This window comes from Solitalea longa, from assembly GCF_002920915.1.
Taxonomy (GTDB): Bacteria; Bacteroidota; Bacteroidia; order Sphingobacteriales; family Sphingobacteriaceae; genus Solitalea; species Solitalea longa.
Genome location: NZ_PQVF01000007.1, coordinates 141,460 through 157,921 on the forward strand (window position 1 = coordinate 141,460; position 16,462 = coordinate 157,921).

Sequence of the window (16,462 nt, forward strand, 5' to 3'; positions counted from 1 at the left end):
TTTTATTTTTTGAACATTTTCAACATACGGTGAGTAACGAGGAATCCGCCTACAATATTAATGCTGGCCACAAGAATTGCGACAAATGCCAGAATGGTAAGCGGACTAGAAAGATCATTAGTTGTTTGCAGAAGCCCACCGACAATGATAATACCGCTTATGGCGTTGGTTACAGCCATAAGTGGAGTGTGCAAGGAGTGAGATACATTCCAGATCACTTGCCAGCCAACGAATACGGCGAGCACAAACACGGTGAAATGCTGCATGAATTCAGCAGGAGCAAACTGGCCAATGAGTAGTAAAAACAACCCAATCACCGTCAAACGAATGAACATTGAGGTTGCTTGTTTTTTGGCAAGCTGTTGTTCATTTACTTTCTTTTCTTCTGCTTTCTCAGCGGCAGATTCAGTTTTCGGTTTAGCAGGACTAACTGGCAGCGGCTGTGGTGGCCAGTTGATCGAGCCATTATAAGTTACCATCGCACGCGATACTACCGCATCTTCCATATCAATCTTAAAATGCTCTGCCTTGCCCATATCATCAAGCAAATGGCAAAGGTTATTGCCATAAAGCTGTGATGCCTGGTTAGGGAGCTGATTGAGCTTACCAAGAATAGTTACTCCGTTTGTAGTAGTATAAACTTCACCGGGTTTGGTAAGTACACAATTACCGCCTGTAGAGGCAGCAAGGTCAACGATCACCGACCCGGGTTTCATAGCTGCAACGTGATAATCGAGGATCAGTTTTGGAGCTTCCTTTCCCGGAATCTGTGCGGTTGTAATGATGATATCCGCATCTTTGGCTTGTTCAAGAAAAAGCTGCATTTCTGCATCAATGAATTCCTTGCTCATTTCTTTGGAATAACCCGAAGCTGTAGCGCCATCTTCATTGATGTTAACAGTTAGGAAAGAGGCACCCATTGATTCGATCTGCTCGGCCACTTCTTTTCGGGTATCAAAAGCCCTTACAATAGCACCGAGTGAATTGGCAGCGCCGATAGCGGCAAGACCGGCCACTCCAGCGCCGATCACCAGTACTTTGGCGGGTTCAACTTTTCCCGCTGCTGTGATCTGTCCGTTTAAAAAACGTCCGAAGTGATAGGAACCCTCAATGACAGCGCGATAACCTGCAATGTTAGCCATGGAAGAGAGCACATCCATTTTCTGCGCCCTTGAGATACGCGGGATGGCATCCATAGCCACCGCATTTACTTTTTTCAAGGCCAGTTTTTTAAGGAGCTCTGGATGCTGTGCTGGCCATAAATAGCTGAGAAGAACGAGGCCTCCCCACATCATGTCCACTTCATCAACGCTTGGCTCTTTAACTTTTAATACAATGTCTGATTGGCCGTAGATCTCCGTGGCCGTTTGAACTATTTGGGCGCCGGCTTCTTCAAATTCTTTGTCGGTAAAATTTGCCTTAGCTCCGGCATTTTGTTGTATGCATACATGGAAGCCTTGTTTTATCAGGCGCTTCACTGTTTTAGGAGTTGCCGCTACCCTGAGTTCGGTAGGGGATACTTCCGTTGGAATTCCAACTATCATAATAATTTGATTGGTATATCAAATAACCGAAAATGATTGAGTAATTAAAAATGACATTACTCATGTTCCGGTTTTTATCCTGGGTACCTGCCACATGATTTTAAATGGAAAAATTAAAAAGGAAGTGGCTGAACGTGATTAATTTAGGGGGTGTTTTCATTGCAACTGCTTTCAGCAATTTTTGTCTCAAGCAGCGGGTTGATCTATAACAAAAGGAGATCACTGTTAAGCAAGATCTCCTTTTGCTATAAGTGGTTTATCAATAAACTTTCGGTATGGGGCTGGAGGAGTTTTATTGCTTTTTAGAAGCTCGCACCAATTCTCCATACGTTGGAATTTGCTGCATAATAGAAGCCCTTAGCTGAGTAAGCAAATAGGTTTCGGCCTGATAAAACTCAAAGGCAACAACGGCATTGGTGGCAGCCTTAATTTTCTTGTAATAAGTCTCGAGACTTTTCTCCTGTTCTACACGATTGGCAAAATATTTTAATGATAAAGAATCAGCAATGGCTGGTGTCATGTTGGAGTAAGCTTGGGCAGTCCGTTCGTATAACTGGATCCGCGATTTTATAGTGCTTTTATTTGATTGTTGGTACTCATCATAAATTTTCCAGAAAGCAATAGAATCTTTCCCTGAAACCGGCACCAATTTACTTACCGCTTCTCTCTTCTGAACTCCTAATAAGTTAACCATTGCTTCGGCCTCTGCATCAGAGGTTTGTGCCTGTACGGAGATTGAGCAGAGCGTACCAAATACAGCAATTAAAGTAATTTTTAATTTCATATTATTAATTATTAGATACTAATCAATATACTGAAAATAAATAGGTTATGCTTTAAGCCAATAAATAATTATTGATAACTATTTGATGTAATTTTTAGATCGATATCGGGTTAATCTGATAAACCTTTTCAAAGAGAATTTATTACCCTTTAGTCAAAAGTATGAGGTTCTCAGTTATTCCTTTTATCAGTATTTTTAATTACTCTTTGGTTCAACGCCAAGTTCTTTAATTTTTGCTTCAATTCGTTTGTTGTAATCTTCTATCTGTGTTCTGTATTGATCTGTATCTTCTGAAATTGCTTTGTAAAGTAATTCATAGCTTTTTATCCGGAGCTCACAATATTCTTTTAAAAGGGTATTCCTGGTTTTGATTTCAAGAGGCAATTCTAAGTCTTTGAAACTGTCAATAAGTTTTATGTTTTCGTTCCAATAGTAAATCCCTCTGTCTTTAATTTCGTAAAGTAATTTGTCGTTAGGGGTGTCTTGTGGCAAGTTATAAACTTCTAATGCCATGGCTTCCATTGACACAAACGACTTAATTTTAGTATCGTATATTCCAAAGTCATTTGGGATTTTTTTGTACACTCCAAACGATGAAACAAGAATTACAATTGACAATAAACCAATTGTTCCGAATTTCAATTTGACCTCCTCTGGTTTTTTAAGGCTAGGGATCAAAGCATAACCAATAACCAATCCGCCAACTAAGCCTCCAATGTGGGCAGCATTATCAATACCGGCTCTGAGGCCGTTTATTAAATTATAGGCAACGAAAACTCCAATACTTGTCAATAAAGCCTTTCTTGCTGTCTTTTCAATTAGATTAGTTGTTAGCATAGCGAGAAAGACACCATACATACCAAATACTGCACCTGATGCACCTGCGCTAATTGTTAGATCGTGCCACCATAAACTTGCAATACTTGCAGTAATTCCTGTAAGCAAGTAGGCAGAAATAAATCTTGTTTTACCCAAAAGAGGTTCTAATAAAACACCAATATTAAGCAGAGCATACATATTCATTAAAAGGTGGAAAACTCCTATATGTAAAAAGCAATTGGTTATTAATCGCCACCATTGGCCTTGTAAAGTCATTGGACGGAAGTTTGCACCCCAATTCAGTAAACTTTCATTGTCCGGCAACATAATATTCACCCCACAAACAGCCATTAAAATAAAGATCAGAATATTTAAGTCGATAAGAATTGGCGTAATGAAAAAACCTTTAACCGGCTTGAAGATAGAAAAGAAGCTTGTGATTTGTTCGGTGGTTGTTGCGGGTGGCAACGTTAAAATATCGTCTTTAGCTGAAACAAGTTGATCTTTTAGTTCCTGATATTTTTCCTCAAGTTGTTCTATTGTTAAGGTCGATTTTAGTTCTTCGAAATTGGCAATGACATTGGTAACATTTTTCTTGTTTCTGCCCAAATCCATCATCTCATTTCCTATCGATGCGCTTTGAATGTTAGCAATTCCGTTTTCTATTTTGATTTTAATTTCTGCATTCCAAGAAAAGGTACCGTTATCTGTATAAGCAATAAGGCCGTTGTCACTAAGGTAACTAACATTCCAATTTAATTGCTTTATCGTTTCAGTTGCAAGCACAAGAAACTGTTGTTGTGTCAAATCGTTAAGCGAAAAATCTTCACTGTGCTTAGGGCTAAATCCTACGGCCATATTTTTATTATTGTTTTTGTTGTGTTGTTTACAATTTCAGACTAACGGTTTTCATCTTCAGAACTTCAGTTTTTGTTCCTTAGCAAAACCAAAGCGTAAGTATATAATTCCTTTAAATCAGGAGGGTTGCCTACTAACATTTCAGTAAACTCTATTACGTGTAGATTCATTTTTGCTAATCCTGATTCTCTAAATACTTAAAGCTGATTCTATACTTCCTCTTTTCTTTATTCATTATTGCATAGGTTATAGCGTAATAATCTAATTCCGTACAGGTTACATCAGAATTAACCCAATAAAACAGATCTAATGAATCTTCCTTGATTTTAATGCTCCCTTTATACGAAGCACACCCAGCTCCTGGAAATTCTATATATACCAATAGAGTGTCTCCCTTTTGAGAAATAACAGGGCTGACTTTAAAGTTATTATTAAGGTAGCCTTCTGATTCTTTCTCTGTTTGTTCTCTGAGAAATTTGTAATCATATGAGATCAGCTCTTTATTAAAAACCAATGGAGCCTGCCCGAATACGTTCGCGCTCATAATTAAAAATAAAGCAGTTAAAGCTGTTTTTTGAAAAGTCATTTTGAAATGATACTAATGCAATTTTAGTTGGTTAATTGATTTTATTCTGGTTTATCCAAGTAAAAATGCTTAACTATTAATTTTCTAAAATAAATATTCCGTTTATTTCTCCAAATTTAAAACGTAACTGAATCAGACCTGAAACAGGAGGGAGGGAATGGATATTTTCCGGCTTTTAATACTATAGGTTTTAGCTTTATAAAAGATCTAAAATAGCCTTAAGGCTATTAACTAGTTGATACCTTTGATTATCATTTATCGCGCCTAACTTCTTAATAAATCGCTTATTATCGATTGCCCTAATTTGGTCAACCATTATATCACTTTCGGTATCTAAATTACCTTTTGGCAAATGTACGCGCAGCACATCAGCACCTTTTTGTACATTGGTAGTTATAGGACAAATAATCGTACTAGGATGCTCAAATTCATTTAATAAATCAGTTTGAACTATAACCACCGGTCTTGTTTTGCCAGCTTCCGTTCCTTGTTTAGGGTTTAAATCAGCAAGCCAAATTTCAAATCTTTTAATGGTCAAATTCATCATTTAATGCTTCAAATTCAGATAATACCTTTATTGATTCGCTACGTACTAAGGCAGATTCTTTTTTAAATTTTTCCTTTAATAAATTACGCTTCTGTACTTGGTTATACGCATCTAAAGCTTCATTTATATATCTATTTCTAGGAATATGTAAAGCTTCCGTTATTTTTTCCACATCAGAAAAAATACCCGTTTCCAGTTTTAAAGATAAAGTTTTCATAATCGTTCAGATCGTTTGCCTTTCGCAAAAGTATACACAAAAAGTATATACTGCAAGTATTTAATTTGGTGCTTAATTCAGCTATTGGCTGGAATGCTTCTATTGGTTATTTATACTAATCTTAACGTTTACTAAATGGGCACTACTTTGGTTTTGTGTGTAGTATGTGAATAATCGTTTAACATGGTGTAACGGTCTTTTATCTTATTGCACTTTTAACCGTTCAAGTTGTGGATAGAGGACGAATCATAGAAATGCTATAAAACAAAAAAGCACCCTTTTGAGGTGCTTTTGTTTTTTCCGCGGAAAGTGAGGGATTCGAACCCCCGGACCTGTTACAGTCAACGGTTTTCAAGACCGCCGCATTCGACCACTCTGCCAACTTTCCGGAGGCAAAAGTACAAATTCGGAGGTTACTGCCAAATAAAATTTTCAAAAAAACGCTAATCAGCTGGTTTTAAGCCTGTTTTTTTCTCCTGATGGATTTTTGCGGCGCTTCCAGTCGGGTATTTCGCTCTCTTCAGCAATAATTAAGCTCCGTTTTGATAGCTCAATACTTGCGTTTAATTCATAACCGATGAGAATGATCATCGAATTAATATACAACCAGATCATGATAACAATTAAGGTACCTATAGAGCCGTAGAGCTTATTATAATTACCAAATCGGTTAATATAAAAAGCGAAACATATAGAAACAATTATGGCCAGGAACATGGCCAAAACCGAACCCGGCGTTATAAAGCGCTTAGATCGTGTTGTAGACGGTCCATAGTAATATAATATGGAGGTGGCAAACAAAAACAGGAGAGAAATAACCAGCCAGCGAAACGACTGTAATAAGAAAACTAAAAACCAGCCTTTAATTAATCCTTCTGATTCGAGAAAATTAATGATGAACTCACCGGCAATTAAAAAGGTGATACCTACCACCAACGAAATTGCAATGTAAAGGGTAAGCAACAGGGCAATGGTTCTTTTGCGGATAAATGTTCGTCGCTCAGCCACTAACGAAGCCTTATTGAACGCTCTCATCAGAGAGTTAACACCATTTGTTGAAAAGAACAAAGCCGTTATAAAACCGAATGAAAGCAAGCTGACGTTCTGGTTTTTAATAATGTCGAATAAGGTGTCTTCAGCTGCTTTGTAGGCATTATAGGGGAGGATCTGCATCAGCAGTGACATCAAATGATCCTGAAATCCCTCAATAGGTATATAGGGGATAAGCGTAAACAAAAAAATGATAGCCGGAAATATAGCCAATAAGAAGCTGTATGCCAGCGATGACGATTTGGTAACCAGTGACTCCTTACCCAGTTCGTGGAAAAAGAAAACAGCCACCGTATAAATTGGCAATTGTTGAAATCCGGGTAAAGCAGTGCGCTTGGTCCACAAAATGAACCCACGGTATAACCTGAACTTATTTAATAAATGTTCTACTTTTCCCATTTAAATTCTTCCGAAGTATAAAACTACCATTTAAAACTATTCAAAGTAGGTTTTTAGTTTGTCCATAAACTCTTGTGGTGCATGGCAGGGTTTATTGGTTTTCATATCCACAAACACCAGTTTAGTATGTGCAATGGTAATAAGCTCTCCTGCTTCATTAAATAACTCGTAATCGAAATGAATGCGAATAGCCGGTTTATGTTTTACCGAAGTTTTTATAGTGATCTCATCATCATACCGGGCCGGTTTAATGTATTTAACGTTGAGTTCTAAAACAGGCATCATAATACCCGATTCTTCAAAACTTTTATAGCTAAGCCCCATACTTCGAAGCATCTCTACACGGGCAACTTCCAGAAATTCGGCATAATTTCCGTAATACATATAACCCATTTGATCTGTTTCGCCGTATCGAACGCGTAGTTTGGTTTCGTGTGTAAACATGTTTTTAATTGTAATGCAGTGTTATGAATAAAACCCAAGAGTCTGGATTTCATTCATAACGATTTTATTTAGTGGTTTGATTTTTATTTAGCTCCCGGAGGGCAATGTTCTAACAAGTAATTGGTTAGTAGATTGAACAAATGCTCATCGGTTCCTTTGCCTTCATTAATTGAATGAGAGCGGTTAGGATATACCATCATCGTAAATGGCTTTCCGGCTTCAATTAAGGCATTTACCAGCATTTCGTGGTTTTGGTAATGAACATTATCGTCACCACTTCCATGAACAAGCAATAAATTGCCTTTTAATCCCTTTACAAAATTGATAGAAGAACCTTGTTTATACGCTTCTGTTGATTGTGGAATTAAGCCCATGTAACGTTCTTCATAAATATTGTCGTAGGTCAACAGGTTAGAAACTCCCGCTACGGCCATTCCGGTTTTAAAGATATCAGGATATTTAAACATCAGGTTTTGGGTGGATGAACCGCCGCCACTCCAACCCCAAACAGCAATTCGCTCACTGTCAACCCAAGGCCATTTTAAAATCTCTTTGGCAGCCATAGCCTGATCCTTAATATTCAGGTTGCCAATGTTTTGAAAAATAGCTTTCCTCCAGGCGCGTCCCTTGGCCACGGGCGTTCCACGGTTATCCAAAGAAATAATTACATAACCTTTACTTGCCCAAGCCTGGTGCCAGCTATTTGGCGAGAAACTATCTTTTACCGTAGCTGCTGCCGGTTCGCCATACAAATCAAATAAAACAGGGTATTTCTTGCTTTCGTCGAAATTAGCCGGTTTTATCACCCAACCGTCAATGGTAACACCATCGCTAGTGCTAACCTGGAAAAAGCTTTTAGGGTTGGGCAAATATTGCTTTAGCTGTTCCGCGGTCAGGTTATAGCTATGACCTTCTCTTAATCGTTTTTTAGTAGTTAAACTAATGAACTCTTCTGTTGGAGCAGTTTGATAATTTGAAAAGCCATGAACCGCATATTGGGCATCAGGCGAAATGTTATACTTGTGTGTGCCTTTTTGTGCTTCAGAAGAAACAGAAATTAGTGTACCTGTTCCATCCAGTTTAGTAGCGTATAAATATTGCTGCGTTGCATTTTGAGTCGATCCATAGAAGTATAACAGGCCTTTCTTCTGATCAATACCTACCACATCCATTACATCGTAATTTCCTTTAGAAATAAGGCGTTCGTTTGATCCATCACGGTTAAGGCGATAAACATGGCGCCATCCGTCTTTTTCGGTCGTCCATAAAAACTCTTTACCACTATTGATAAAATCCCAACCTACACGATCATATTGCCAGAAATAATTCAGATCGATCCAGGCAACATCACTTTCTTCATAAATATTTTTAGCCAAGCCTGTTTGGGAATTAACCAGGTATAGTCGACAGGTATCCTGTTTTCGGTTTAATTGCTGGACCATTAGCTCATTGCTGTTTCCGGCCCAATCCATGCGTGGAAGGTAGTTTTTTACCGGATCGCCCGGGATATCCAACCATTTGATTTGAGCCGATTGAACGTTGACCACTCCAATTTTCGCCCTTGATGGATCATAGCCCACTTTAGGATATTCAACCGGAACATTAAAGGAGTAAATAGAATCCGTAGTATTCAGCATCAGGTAATTGCCAATTTTAGAGGCATCAATTTGCCAAAATGCGATCGATTGCCCATCAGGGCTCCATCTAAAGCCATCGCGACAAAATAACTCCTCTTCATAGACCCAATCAAAAGTGCCGTTTATAATCCGGTTAGTGCCATCAGTTGTTAGTTGTTTGATGGTTCCACTTTTTAAGTCTTCTACGTAAATATTATGTTTACTTACATAAGCGGCTTTAGATCCATCGGCCGAAAGTTTGGCAAATTGAAGCGATGATTCGGGAAGGGAGTTACCCAACTTTTTCAACGATTTACTATTCAGATCAAAGAGCCAAAAATCGCCACGAGTATTTTCGCGCCAAACCCTTTTGGAATTGGAGAAGAGGACTATTTTTTGAGTCCCAGGGTACCAGGTATAGGCTTCAACCGGAAGTGTAGCATTATTAACAATTAAGCTTGATGAAGCCACCAGCACTTTTCGCGAAAAATTGTTGGCGGGATCATATTCTGCTATTTCATAACCACCCGAAACTTCTTCCATATTGGTAAACAGATGACCCGTTTTATTCCATTGGATATCTCCAAAGCTCATGTTTTGATCTTGAGCTGGCAAAGTAAGATCAAATTTTAGTGCAAGCTGTTTGGGAAGCGGCTGACCGTTGGCGATAAGAGAAGAGCTTCCCAATAAAAACAGGGCAAGAAAAATCTTATTGATGCTACATTTCATAAGGTTAATTTTTCAATGGATAAACAAAAAATGCAGCGTAATTTACAACGCTGCATACAAGTTTTTATATCAAAAGGTAATTTACTTAATTCCTCTTGCATCTAACGCCTGTTGGAACTTTTTAGCATTTATCCGATGCTGTTCCATCGTTTCGGCAAAGGCATGGCGCCCCGAAAAATCATCTTTAGCACAAAAATAAATGTAGTTGTGTTTCTGATAATTCAAAACCGCATCAATAGCTGTTACCGAAGGCATTGAAATAGGGCCCGGAGGCAAGCCTGTATGCATATAAGTATTGTAAGGCGATGGATTGCTCATCATCCTTCCGCGAACGCGGTTAATGGTAAAATCGCCTTCAGCAAATATTACGGTTGGGTCAGCTTCCAGTTTCATGCCTTTTTTCAAGCGGTTTAGATAAACACCGGCAACCACTGGCATTTCATCGCTTTTCTTGGTTTCCCAATAAACAATTGATGCTAAAACGCTTACTTTTTCAGGACTTAGACCTAACTCTTCCGCTTTTTTCTTGCGTTCCGCAGTCCAAAATTTTTGGTATTCATCGTACATCCGGCTAAAGAATTTTTGCTGATTGGTATTCCAGAACAATTCGTAGGTATTGGGAATGAATACGGTGAAAACGGTTTCAGGAGTAAATCCAAACTTACCCACAAACTGCTCATCGTTAAGCATCGTTAAAAACTTAACAGAGTCTATTTCCAACTTTCGGGCAACATAACCGGCAAATTGCGATTTGATGCGAATATTATTAAACGTTAAACGAACAGGCTCCTGGTTGCCAGCTTTCAGCATATTAACAAGCACGCGGTTGCTTATGCCTTTTGAAATACGGTATCGACCCGCCCTTATGTTGCTGTCGTTGTATTTCATAAAATTGGCACTCCATTTAAAGCTTTCAATATTCTTCAGCAGTTTATTCTTTTCCAGGCTGTCGATCACATTTTTAAATGTTCCGCCAGTAGGAATATAGAGGTAAGCCTTCTGCTCAAAATCGCCAGTATTAGGCTTTAATAGTTTAAGGTAGAAATAGCCACCTACTGATAAGATGCCAATTAAAACAATGGCAACAATTGTTAAAATAATCTTTTTCAATTTGCTGTGGATTGGTTTAGCTGATTGATTAACTATTTAGTTTTCTGATGGATAAAATTCCACCTTTAAGGTTTCGTACGTTGGTAAAACCTGATTGCTCGAGCACCTGAACAGCTGTTTTGCTGCGTATGCCATGGGCGCAAATGAGAATTAACTCATCTTCTTCATCAAATTCCAAATCGTCAATACCGGTAGTAAGTTTACCCAAGGGGATATTCACTCCACCAATATTAAACGTATGATATTCGAGTTGATCCCTCACATCAATTATGTGCAAAGCTTCCCCTTTATCAAGCCGCTCTTTTAATTCGTTTGCACTGATATCCATTTCAATTATTATTCCTGGTGTAAAAAGATATTGATCATTGATCCCTGCTGAATTGTGGTGGTATCTCCAACTACATAAACGGGGTCTTGTCTGTACACTTTAGCTTGCGTTGAATCGGTTATTTCACCTTCGTAAGTAACTTTGCCCAATAACAACGAGTTTCCTCTGATAGTGAAAATAGCCTCTTGTAGGGTTAAACCAGTTAAATCAGGGATATTGATTGACGCCGCTCCAAAACCGTTTCCTAAAACAAGGCCCACAGTGGCTCCTTTAGGCAAACCTGTACCGGCATTAATGGTCATGCCGCGATAAGTTATACCTAAAACCACATCTTTGGCTATATCTGATTTATAGATCATTTCACCCATTTTCAGGCCATAACCTTCTAACACAGCACGAGCTTCAGTTAAGGTTTTACCTTCTAAATCGGGTAGTTTTATTTCAGGGGGAGTAAAGGACTGGATCAATAAATATACCGTACGGCCTTCTTTAACTTCTGTTTTAGGGTCAGGATCTTGCTGAACGATAGTGCCAGGAGTTTTTCCCTCAATAAATACGGTATCAACCTTAAATTCAATATTTCCGGCGGTCATCATATCTTCAGCTTGTTTAACCGTTAATCCGGATAGGTCTGGAAGCGTTAAACTTTCACCATGTTTGGTAAACACTCGTAACGAAAATATAGTGATGAATACTAGCAGAAATAGTAATAATGCTGCAAATAATAGGTTTTTACGAAATTCTGGAGTAAGTAAAAAGGCAAATAGTTTCTTCAACATGTAGTACTGGTCTAAAGTCTTCAAACTTAAACAAAGTTTTATAAAAACCTAAACGAACAAAACTAACAAAATGTGTACAAGCACAGGGTTAAAAGGTTCTTTTTAAAATGGGAACGATAGGGTAGATAGGGTTAATTTCAAGATAAAGATGATAAGAAGGCTGCGGATAAAGGGTTATTTTACTGCCCATAAAATTAACAGCAGTTTTTGCTGATAAAGCTGGTTAAATGGGTAATTGGTTTATATTTGCTCAAGCCAAAAACAATCATAGAATTTAATCATCCATGAAAAAAACGATTGCTTTACTTGCCGGAGGTTATTCGGGAGAACACGTGGTTTCCTTAAAATCGGCAGCGCAAATTGAAAAAAGCATACCAGCAGACAAATACAATGTCTATAAAATTATTATAACACGCATGGGCTGGACCTATACCGATGCTTCGGGACAGTCGATTGAGGTGGATAAAAACGATTTTTCATTAACAGTTAACGATCAGAAAATAACTTTTGATTGTGCATTTATTGCGATCCATGGAACACCAGGAGAAGATGGAATGTTGCAGGGCTATTTTGAAATGCTACAGATACCCTACACTACCTGCGATAGTTTTACCTCGGCCTTAACCTTCAATAAAAGTTATACCAATTGCGTTGTAGGTTCAGCGGGGGTTAATGTGGCCAAATCATTACAGTTGTTCAGCGAACAAAAACATGATGTGGCCGATATTCTCTCGAAGCTTAAACTTCCTGTATTTGTTAAACCAAACAATGGCGGATCGAGTTTAGGAACATCAAAAGTGAAAATTGAAGCCGAACTGGAAGAAGCTATTGAACGTGCCTTTAAAGAAGATAACCAGGTGTTGGTTGAAGAGTTTATTAAAGGTCGTGAGTTTACCTGCGGAGTGGTTAAACGAAACAATGAGATCACGGTATTGCCGGTTACTGAAATTAAAAGTTCTAAGGAGTTTTTTGATTTTGAAGCCAAGTATACTCCGGGAATGACCGAAGAGATTACACCGGCTGATATTGACCCGGAGACCTTAAAGGTTGTTCAGCAAAACCTTAAACGTTCGTATGCCCGTTTAAACTGCAGGGGCGTGGTTCGAATCGATTTCTTCTTGCAGGAAGATACTAACGAGTTTTATTTCCTTGAGGTAAATACCGTTCCTGGACAAACGGAAACCAGCTTAATTCCACAACAAGTGGCAGCTATGGGTTGGGACATCAGCGAATTTTACGCTTCGTTAATTGAAGAAGCAATCAAGTAATTTTAAAATTTTGATTGTAGATTTTAGAACCGTCATTTCTAAAATCTACAATCTAAAATCTAAAATCATTTCACCTGCTTCGCTTTTAAAAGCTTGTTGATTTCATGCTGATACATCCGACCAATCGGTAATTCTTTCTTTTCAATTTCAATATCATCAGCAGTAAACGAATCAATTTTGTCAATTGCAACTAAATACGAGCGATGAATTCTGATGAACTGATCTTCGGGGAGCATCGATTCGAGTGCAGAGATGGAAAGTTTAGTGATAATTTGTTTTGAACGTGTGATTACCCTGATGTAGTCCTTCAAACTTTCAACAAAAAGAATATCTTTCAGCAACACCTTAATCATCTTACGATCGGCCCGGAAATAAATAAATGCTTCGTTTTTATTGTTTGAACCATTATTGTTGATTTCGGAGTTACCACCATTTGATGGCAATTGGGTTTGCATCACCTTATTCACCGCTTTAATAAAGCGATCAAATGAAATAGGTTTCAGTAAATAATCTACAGCATCTAACTCAAACCCTTCAACGGCATATTTTCTGAAAGCAGTGGTGAAAATAATTTTTGGCGGATTTTTTAATGTTCGCACAAAATCGGTCCCTAAGAGCTGCGGCATTTTTATATCCAAAAATAGAAGATCCACTTTTTCACCCTGTAAATAGCGAAGTGCCTCCACACAATTTATACAACTGCCTGTAAGTTGAAGGTTGGGAACAGCCTCAATGTATTTTTGTAAAACATCAAGTGCAGGAGGCTCGTCATCCACTATTAAACAGTTTATTTTAATTTCTGATAACATGTCTGGTCAACATTAGGTAAACGCCTGATGTGTAGCAATTAATTCATCCTCTTCAGTATAGTTGATAGTTTCTAAATCAATTTTAAGAGAGGATACGTAGACGTTACCTTCAGATACTGAATTGAATTTGTGTTTTTCTGGGTATACCGTCTCCAGGCGTCTTCTCAAGTCAATTAAGCTTGCAGTTTCCTCCATTGCGGGCGATTTTACGGAATGACTTCCTGTAAGCTTAAAATGAAGCTCAGATTCAGAAATGTTGAGGTTTATATTTATCCATGGCTGCTCAATAGAAGGATCATCACAGTTGTTTATGCAATTCTCCATCAGCGGCAACAATAGCAAGGGGGCTATTGATTTATTTTCCGCATTGCCGGTTACTTGTAAAAAGATATCTATACGACCATCATACCTCAATTTTTCAAGGCCAACGTAATCTTTTAATAGATGTAATTCTTTTTCTAATGGAACTTGAGATTGATCGCAATCATAAAGCATATAACTCAGCACTTCAGAAAGTTTTAATACCATATTTGCAGCTTTATTGGTTGCAGTTAGCGAATAGGTATAAATTGTGCTTAGTGTATTGAATAGAAACCGGGGATGCAACTGCGTTTTTAATAAAGCTAATTCTGTTTTAACTTTTTCTCTTTCAATAAGCTCATTTTCTTGTTGTTTTTGCAACCATCTTTTAAAAAGTGTAATTACACTGGCACCACCTATGACTTTTAATAATGAAAATAAGCCAAACTGAAGACTGTACATTAATTGACTGCCTTCTTTTTCTAAGCCAGGAGGGGTAAAAAGACCGTATCGCCATACAGATAGTAATGTATAACCTTTAGCGGGTACATCCTTATCCAAATTGAATATAGAATATTGCTGTCCAACCGGAATTAGCCAGAGTATGTAATTAACAAAGGCAAAAAAACAAGTAAACAAAAGGATTCCTATTACAGAACGTATACGTCTTTTTTTAAGAATATATTCAGGTAATAAAAAGTAGATAAATAAATAGCAACCAGGAATATGTATTGTTAAAATGTTTAACAAAATATTACAATAAAAAAACTGAATAGGGTGATTTACCAATGTGTTACTGCTCATTTCTTGCATGAGTGAAGATCCCATTGTGAGAGAAAAAAACGCAGTCCATATCAACCAGAAAAACAGATGACGTAGTAAACGAATTGATGATTTCTCTGAAAATATGAATTCATGAAGTGTCATAAAAGACCAATTTTGTTGTTTATAGATTCATTATGCTGTTTGAATCAATGGAAAATAAGATTCCATTAATGCATCAGTTTCAGGGCTAAATTCTTTCTCTAAAGCTACTTCTAAATAAATACTGAAAATTTCCGGATCGGAGTTAATGCGTAAAGTGTGCTCATTAGGATAAAGCAACTGCAAGCGTTTTTGAACATTTACTAAACCAATTCCGCTGTTTTTAGTAATGAGTTGGTCTGAATCTAAAGGCTTACTATTGATCAGCTGCATTGTTAAATGCTGGTCAGAAATCAATAATTCAAGCTTTATCCAAGGATTTTCTAACAGGTTACTTGCCCCATGCTTGAAACTATTTTCGATAAAAGGTAATAATAGCAGTGGTGGAATTGATCTATGTTCCAGATTGCCAACAATTGAAATATCAAGGTTTAATCTTTTTCCATACCGAATTTTTTCTAATTCTAAATAACTCTCAATCATCTCTATTTCATGGGCTAACAGAACTTTAGGATGGTTGCATTCGGTAATAATGTAATGCATAAGGTTTGACAATTTCAATGTCAAATCGGGAGCAATGGGGTTGGATGTGAGAATAAAAGAATAAATATTGTTTAATGTATTGAATAAGAAATGAGGGTGGATTTGTGCTTTGAGTAATTGTAATTCAGCGTTTAATTTTTCTCGTAGCAATAACTCATTCTCTTTCTGCTTTATAGCTAAATGCTTGCCCAATTTAATCGTAGCAGCTATTACAAAAAGGGCGAATACGTTATAAGTCAGATCTCGTAAAATTTCAACCCTGATTACCCGCCATGAATTGAAATCTTGAAAATAATTGACCAACCCAAAGTACATCCTGGTTACTGGGGCTAAACTTCCTAGTAGGAGATTGGCTATCATGGCTATAAAAAAGCCACTAATGGCAAAGGTGATTTTTCTTCTTAAACTACCATTGGCAATTAAGAAATTATAAAAGATATAAAAAACAACAGCATGACGTAGCGTAATTAAGAAAGCAGTGATCAACAATTGCTTATACTGTTCATCAGTGTATATCTGTTTGAATTGGCTGTACCAAGGTGTGAAAATATAAACAATGAGAATATAGAAGTACCACACTCCCCAAAATGCAGTATGACGAAGTAGTTGATTTGAAAACCTTTCGGAAAATATGAAATCATAGGCTTTCATTTTTCTATGATTTTAGAGCTATAAATTTAAAGATTGGTTTTATAAAAACAGCTCTTTCAGTAAGTTATTCGACCAATGACGGTTTTTGGATGACGAATTATCTTTTTTATCGACCAACGGTAATAATTGTTCAAAATAAGGATAGTATATGCCGGAG

16 protein-coding genes and 1 tRNA gene are annotated in these 16,462 nt (G+C 37.5%); 1 reads left to right on the top strand and 16 read right to left on the bottom strand.

The window, feature by feature from the left end:
• Positions 1 to 2: 2 nt before the first annotated feature.
• From C3K47_RS11115 to C3K47_RS11175, 13 genes are all read right to left on the bottom strand, one after another.
• Entirely contained in the window at positions 3 to 1,544 is a 1,542-nt protein-coding gene (locus C3K47_RS11115; RefSeq protein ID WP_103789215.1) for a Re/Si-specific NAD(P)(+) transhydrogenase subunit alpha, read from the bottom strand.
• A 292-nt stretch (positions 1,545 to 1,836) separates the two neighbouring features.
• Positions 1,837 to 2,328: a hypothetical protein gene (locus C3K47_RS11120; protein ID WP_103789216.1), complete on the bottom strand. Its 492-nt coding sequence runs from the start codon at positions 2,326 to 2,328 to the stop codon at positions 1,837 to 1,839.
• Positions 2,329 to 2,523: 195 nt separating this feature from the next.
• Positions 2,524 to 4,005, bottom strand: a complete 1,482-nt coding sequence (locus C3K47_RS11125; RefSeq protein WP_103789217.1) for a rhomboid family intramembrane serine protease — start codon at positions 4,003 to 4,005, stop codon at positions 2,524 to 2,526.
• 175 nt (positions 4,006 to 4,180) lie between these two features.
• Positions 4,181 to 4,591, bottom strand: a complete 411-nt coding sequence (locus C3K47_RS11130; RefSeq protein WP_103789218.1) for a hypothetical protein — start codon at positions 4,589 to 4,591, stop codon at positions 4,181 to 4,183.
• A gap of 196 nt (positions 4,592 to 4,787) precedes the next feature.
• Positions 4,788 to 5,138, bottom strand: coding sequence for a type II toxin-antitoxin system PemK/MazF family toxin (locus tag C3K47_RS11135; protein ID WP_207765283.1), 351 nt, complete (start codon positions 5,136 to 5,138; stop codon positions 4,788 to 4,790).
• A complete protein-coding gene (locus tag C3K47_RS11140; RefSeq protein ID WP_103789219.1) occupies positions 5,119 to 5,355 on the bottom strand; it encodes a hypothetical protein in 237 nt (78 codons plus the stop codon). Before C3K47_RS11140 ends, C3K47_RS11135 begins: the two co-directional genes overlap by 20 nt.
• Positions 5,356 to 5,658: 303 nt before the next feature.
• A tRNA-Ser gene (locus C3K47_RS11145) sits at positions 5,659 to 5,743 on the bottom strand.
• Positions 5,744 to 5,802: 59 nt separating this feature from the next.
• Positions 5,803 to 6,804, bottom strand: coding sequence for a YihY/virulence factor BrkB family protein (locus C3K47_RS11150; RefSeq protein ID WP_103789220.1), 1,002 nt, complete (start codon positions 6,802 to 6,804; stop codon positions 5,803 to 5,805).
• Positions 6,805 to 6,840: 36 nt separating this feature from the next.
• Positions 6,841 to 7,248, bottom strand: coding sequence for an acyl-CoA thioesterase (locus C3K47_RS11155; RefSeq protein WP_103789221.1), 408 nt, complete (start codon positions 7,246 to 7,248; stop codon positions 6,841 to 6,843).
• Between the two features lie 83 nt (positions 7,249 to 7,331).
• The gene (locus C3K47_RS11160) at positions 7,332 to 9,593 is read right to left on the bottom strand and encodes a S9 family peptidase (RefSeq protein ID WP_103789222.1); all 2,262 of its coding nucleotides are present in this window, start codon (positions 9,591 to 9,593) and stop codon (positions 7,332 to 7,334) included.
• Positions 9,594 to 9,674: 81 nt separating this feature from the next.
• On the bottom strand, positions 9,675 to 10,703 hold the full coding sequence (gene mltG / locus C3K47_RS11165; protein WP_243392537.1) for an endolytic transglycosylase MltG: 1,029 nt from the start codon (positions 10,701 to 10,703) through the stop codon (positions 9,675 to 9,677).
• Positions 10,704 to 10,731: 28 nt separating this feature from the next.
• Complete coding sequence (locus C3K47_RS11170) at positions 10,732 to 11,031, bottom strand: rhodanese-like domain-containing protein (RefSeq protein WP_103789223.1); 300 nt, start codon at positions 11,029 to 11,031, stop codon at positions 10,732 to 10,734.
• Positions 11,032 to 11,039: 8 nt separating this feature from the next.
• Entirely contained in the window at positions 11,040 to 11,810 is a 771-nt protein-coding gene (locus tag C3K47_RS11175; protein ID WP_103789224.1) for a PASTA domain-containing protein, read from the bottom strand.
• 284 nt (positions 11,811 to 12,094) lie between these two features.
• Between C3K47_RS11175 and C3K47_RS11180 the strand changes: the two genes are divergently transcribed.
• Positions 12,095 to 13,078: a D-alanine--D-alanine ligase gene (locus tag C3K47_RS11180; RefSeq protein WP_103789225.1), complete on the top strand. Its 984-nt coding sequence runs from the start codon at positions 12,095 to 12,097 to the stop codon at positions 13,076 to 13,078.
• Positions 13,079 to 13,143: 65 nt separating this feature from the next.
• Here the strand turns inward: C3K47_RS11180 and C3K47_RS11185 are convergent, their stop codons facing one another.
• Genes C3K47_RS11185 through C3K47_RS11195 form a run of 3 tightly spaced genes read right to left on the bottom strand, consistent with a single transcriptional unit; the run spans position 13,144 to position 16,305 of the window.
• Positions 13,144 to 13,887: a LytR/AlgR family response regulator transcription factor gene (locus tag C3K47_RS11185; RefSeq protein WP_207765284.1), complete on the bottom strand. Its 744-nt coding sequence runs from the start codon at positions 13,885 to 13,887 to the stop codon at positions 13,144 to 13,146.
• A 12-nt stretch (positions 13,888 to 13,899) separates the two neighbouring features.
• Positions 13,900 to 15,114, bottom strand: a complete 1,215-nt coding sequence (locus tag C3K47_RS11190) for a sensor histidine kinase (protein ID WP_103789226.1) — start codon at positions 15,112 to 15,114, stop codon at positions 13,900 to 13,902.
• Positions 15,115 to 15,144: 30 nt separating this feature from the next.
• Positions 15,145 to 16,305 (bottom strand): sensor histidine kinase, encoded by a 1,161-nt coding sequence (locus C3K47_RS11195; protein ID WP_103789227.1) that lies wholly within the window; start codon positions 16,303 to 16,305, stop codon positions 15,145 to 15,147.
• Between the last annotated feature and the right edge of the window lie 157 nt (positions 16,306 to 16,462).

Coding starts and splice junctions, on each gene's coding strand:
- C3K47_RS11185 (WP_207765284.1), bottom strand. CDS start 13,887: ATGTTATCAGAAATTAAAATAAACTGTTTAATAGTGGATGACGAGCCT.
- C3K47_RS11175 (WP_103789224.1), bottom strand. CDS start 11,810: ATGTTGAAGAAACTATTTGCCTTTTTACTTACTCCAGAATTTCGTAAA.
- C3K47_RS11155 (WP_103789221.1), bottom strand. CDS start 7,248: ATGTTTACACACGAAACCAAACTACGCGTTCGATACGGCGAAACAGAT.
- C3K47_RS11190 (WP_103789226.1), bottom strand. CDS start 15,114: ATGACACTTCATGAATTCATATTTTCAGAGAAATCATCAATTCGTTTA.
- C3K47_RS11140 (WP_103789219.1), bottom strand. CDS start 5,355: ATGAAAACTTTATCTTTAAAACTGGAAACGGGTATTTTTTCTGATGTG.
- C3K47_RS11195 (WP_103789227.1), bottom strand. CDS start 16,305: ATGAAAGCCTATGATTTCATATTTTCCGAAAGGTTTTCAAATCAACTA.
- C3K47_RS11160 (WP_103789222.1), bottom strand. CDS start 9,593: ATGAAATGTAGCATCAATAAGATTTTTCTTGCCCTGTTTTTATTGGGA.
- C3K47_RS11170 (WP_103789223.1), bottom strand. CDS start 11,031: ATGGATATCAGTGCAAACGAATTAAAAGAGCGGCTTGATAAAGGGGAA.
- C3K47_RS11150 (WP_103789220.1), bottom strand. CDS start 6,804: ATGGGAAAAGTAGAACATTTATTAAATAAGTTCAGGTTATACCGTGGG.
- C3K47_RS11180 (WP_103789225.1), top strand. CDS start 12,095: ATGAAAAAAACGATTGCTTTACTTGCCGGAGGTTATTCGGGAGAACAC.
- C3K47_RS11135 (WP_207765283.1), bottom strand. CDS start 5,138: ATGATGAATTTGACCATTAAAAGATTTGAAATTTGGCTTGCTGATTTA.
- C3K47_RS11125 (WP_103789217.1), bottom strand. CDS start 4,005: ATGGCCGTAGGATTTAGCCCTAAGCACAGTGAAGATTTTTCGCTTAAC.
- C3K47_RS11115 (WP_103789215.1), bottom strand. CDS start 1,544: ATGATAGTTGGAATTCCAACGGAAGTATCCCCTACCGAACTCAGGGTA.
- C3K47_RS11130 (WP_103789218.1), bottom strand. CDS start 4,591: ATGACTTTTCAAAAAACAGCTTTAACTGCTTTATTTTTAATTATGAGC.
- C3K47_RS11120 (WP_103789216.1), bottom strand. CDS start 2,328: ATGAAATTAAAAATTACTTTAATTGCTGTATTTGGTACGCTCTGCTCA.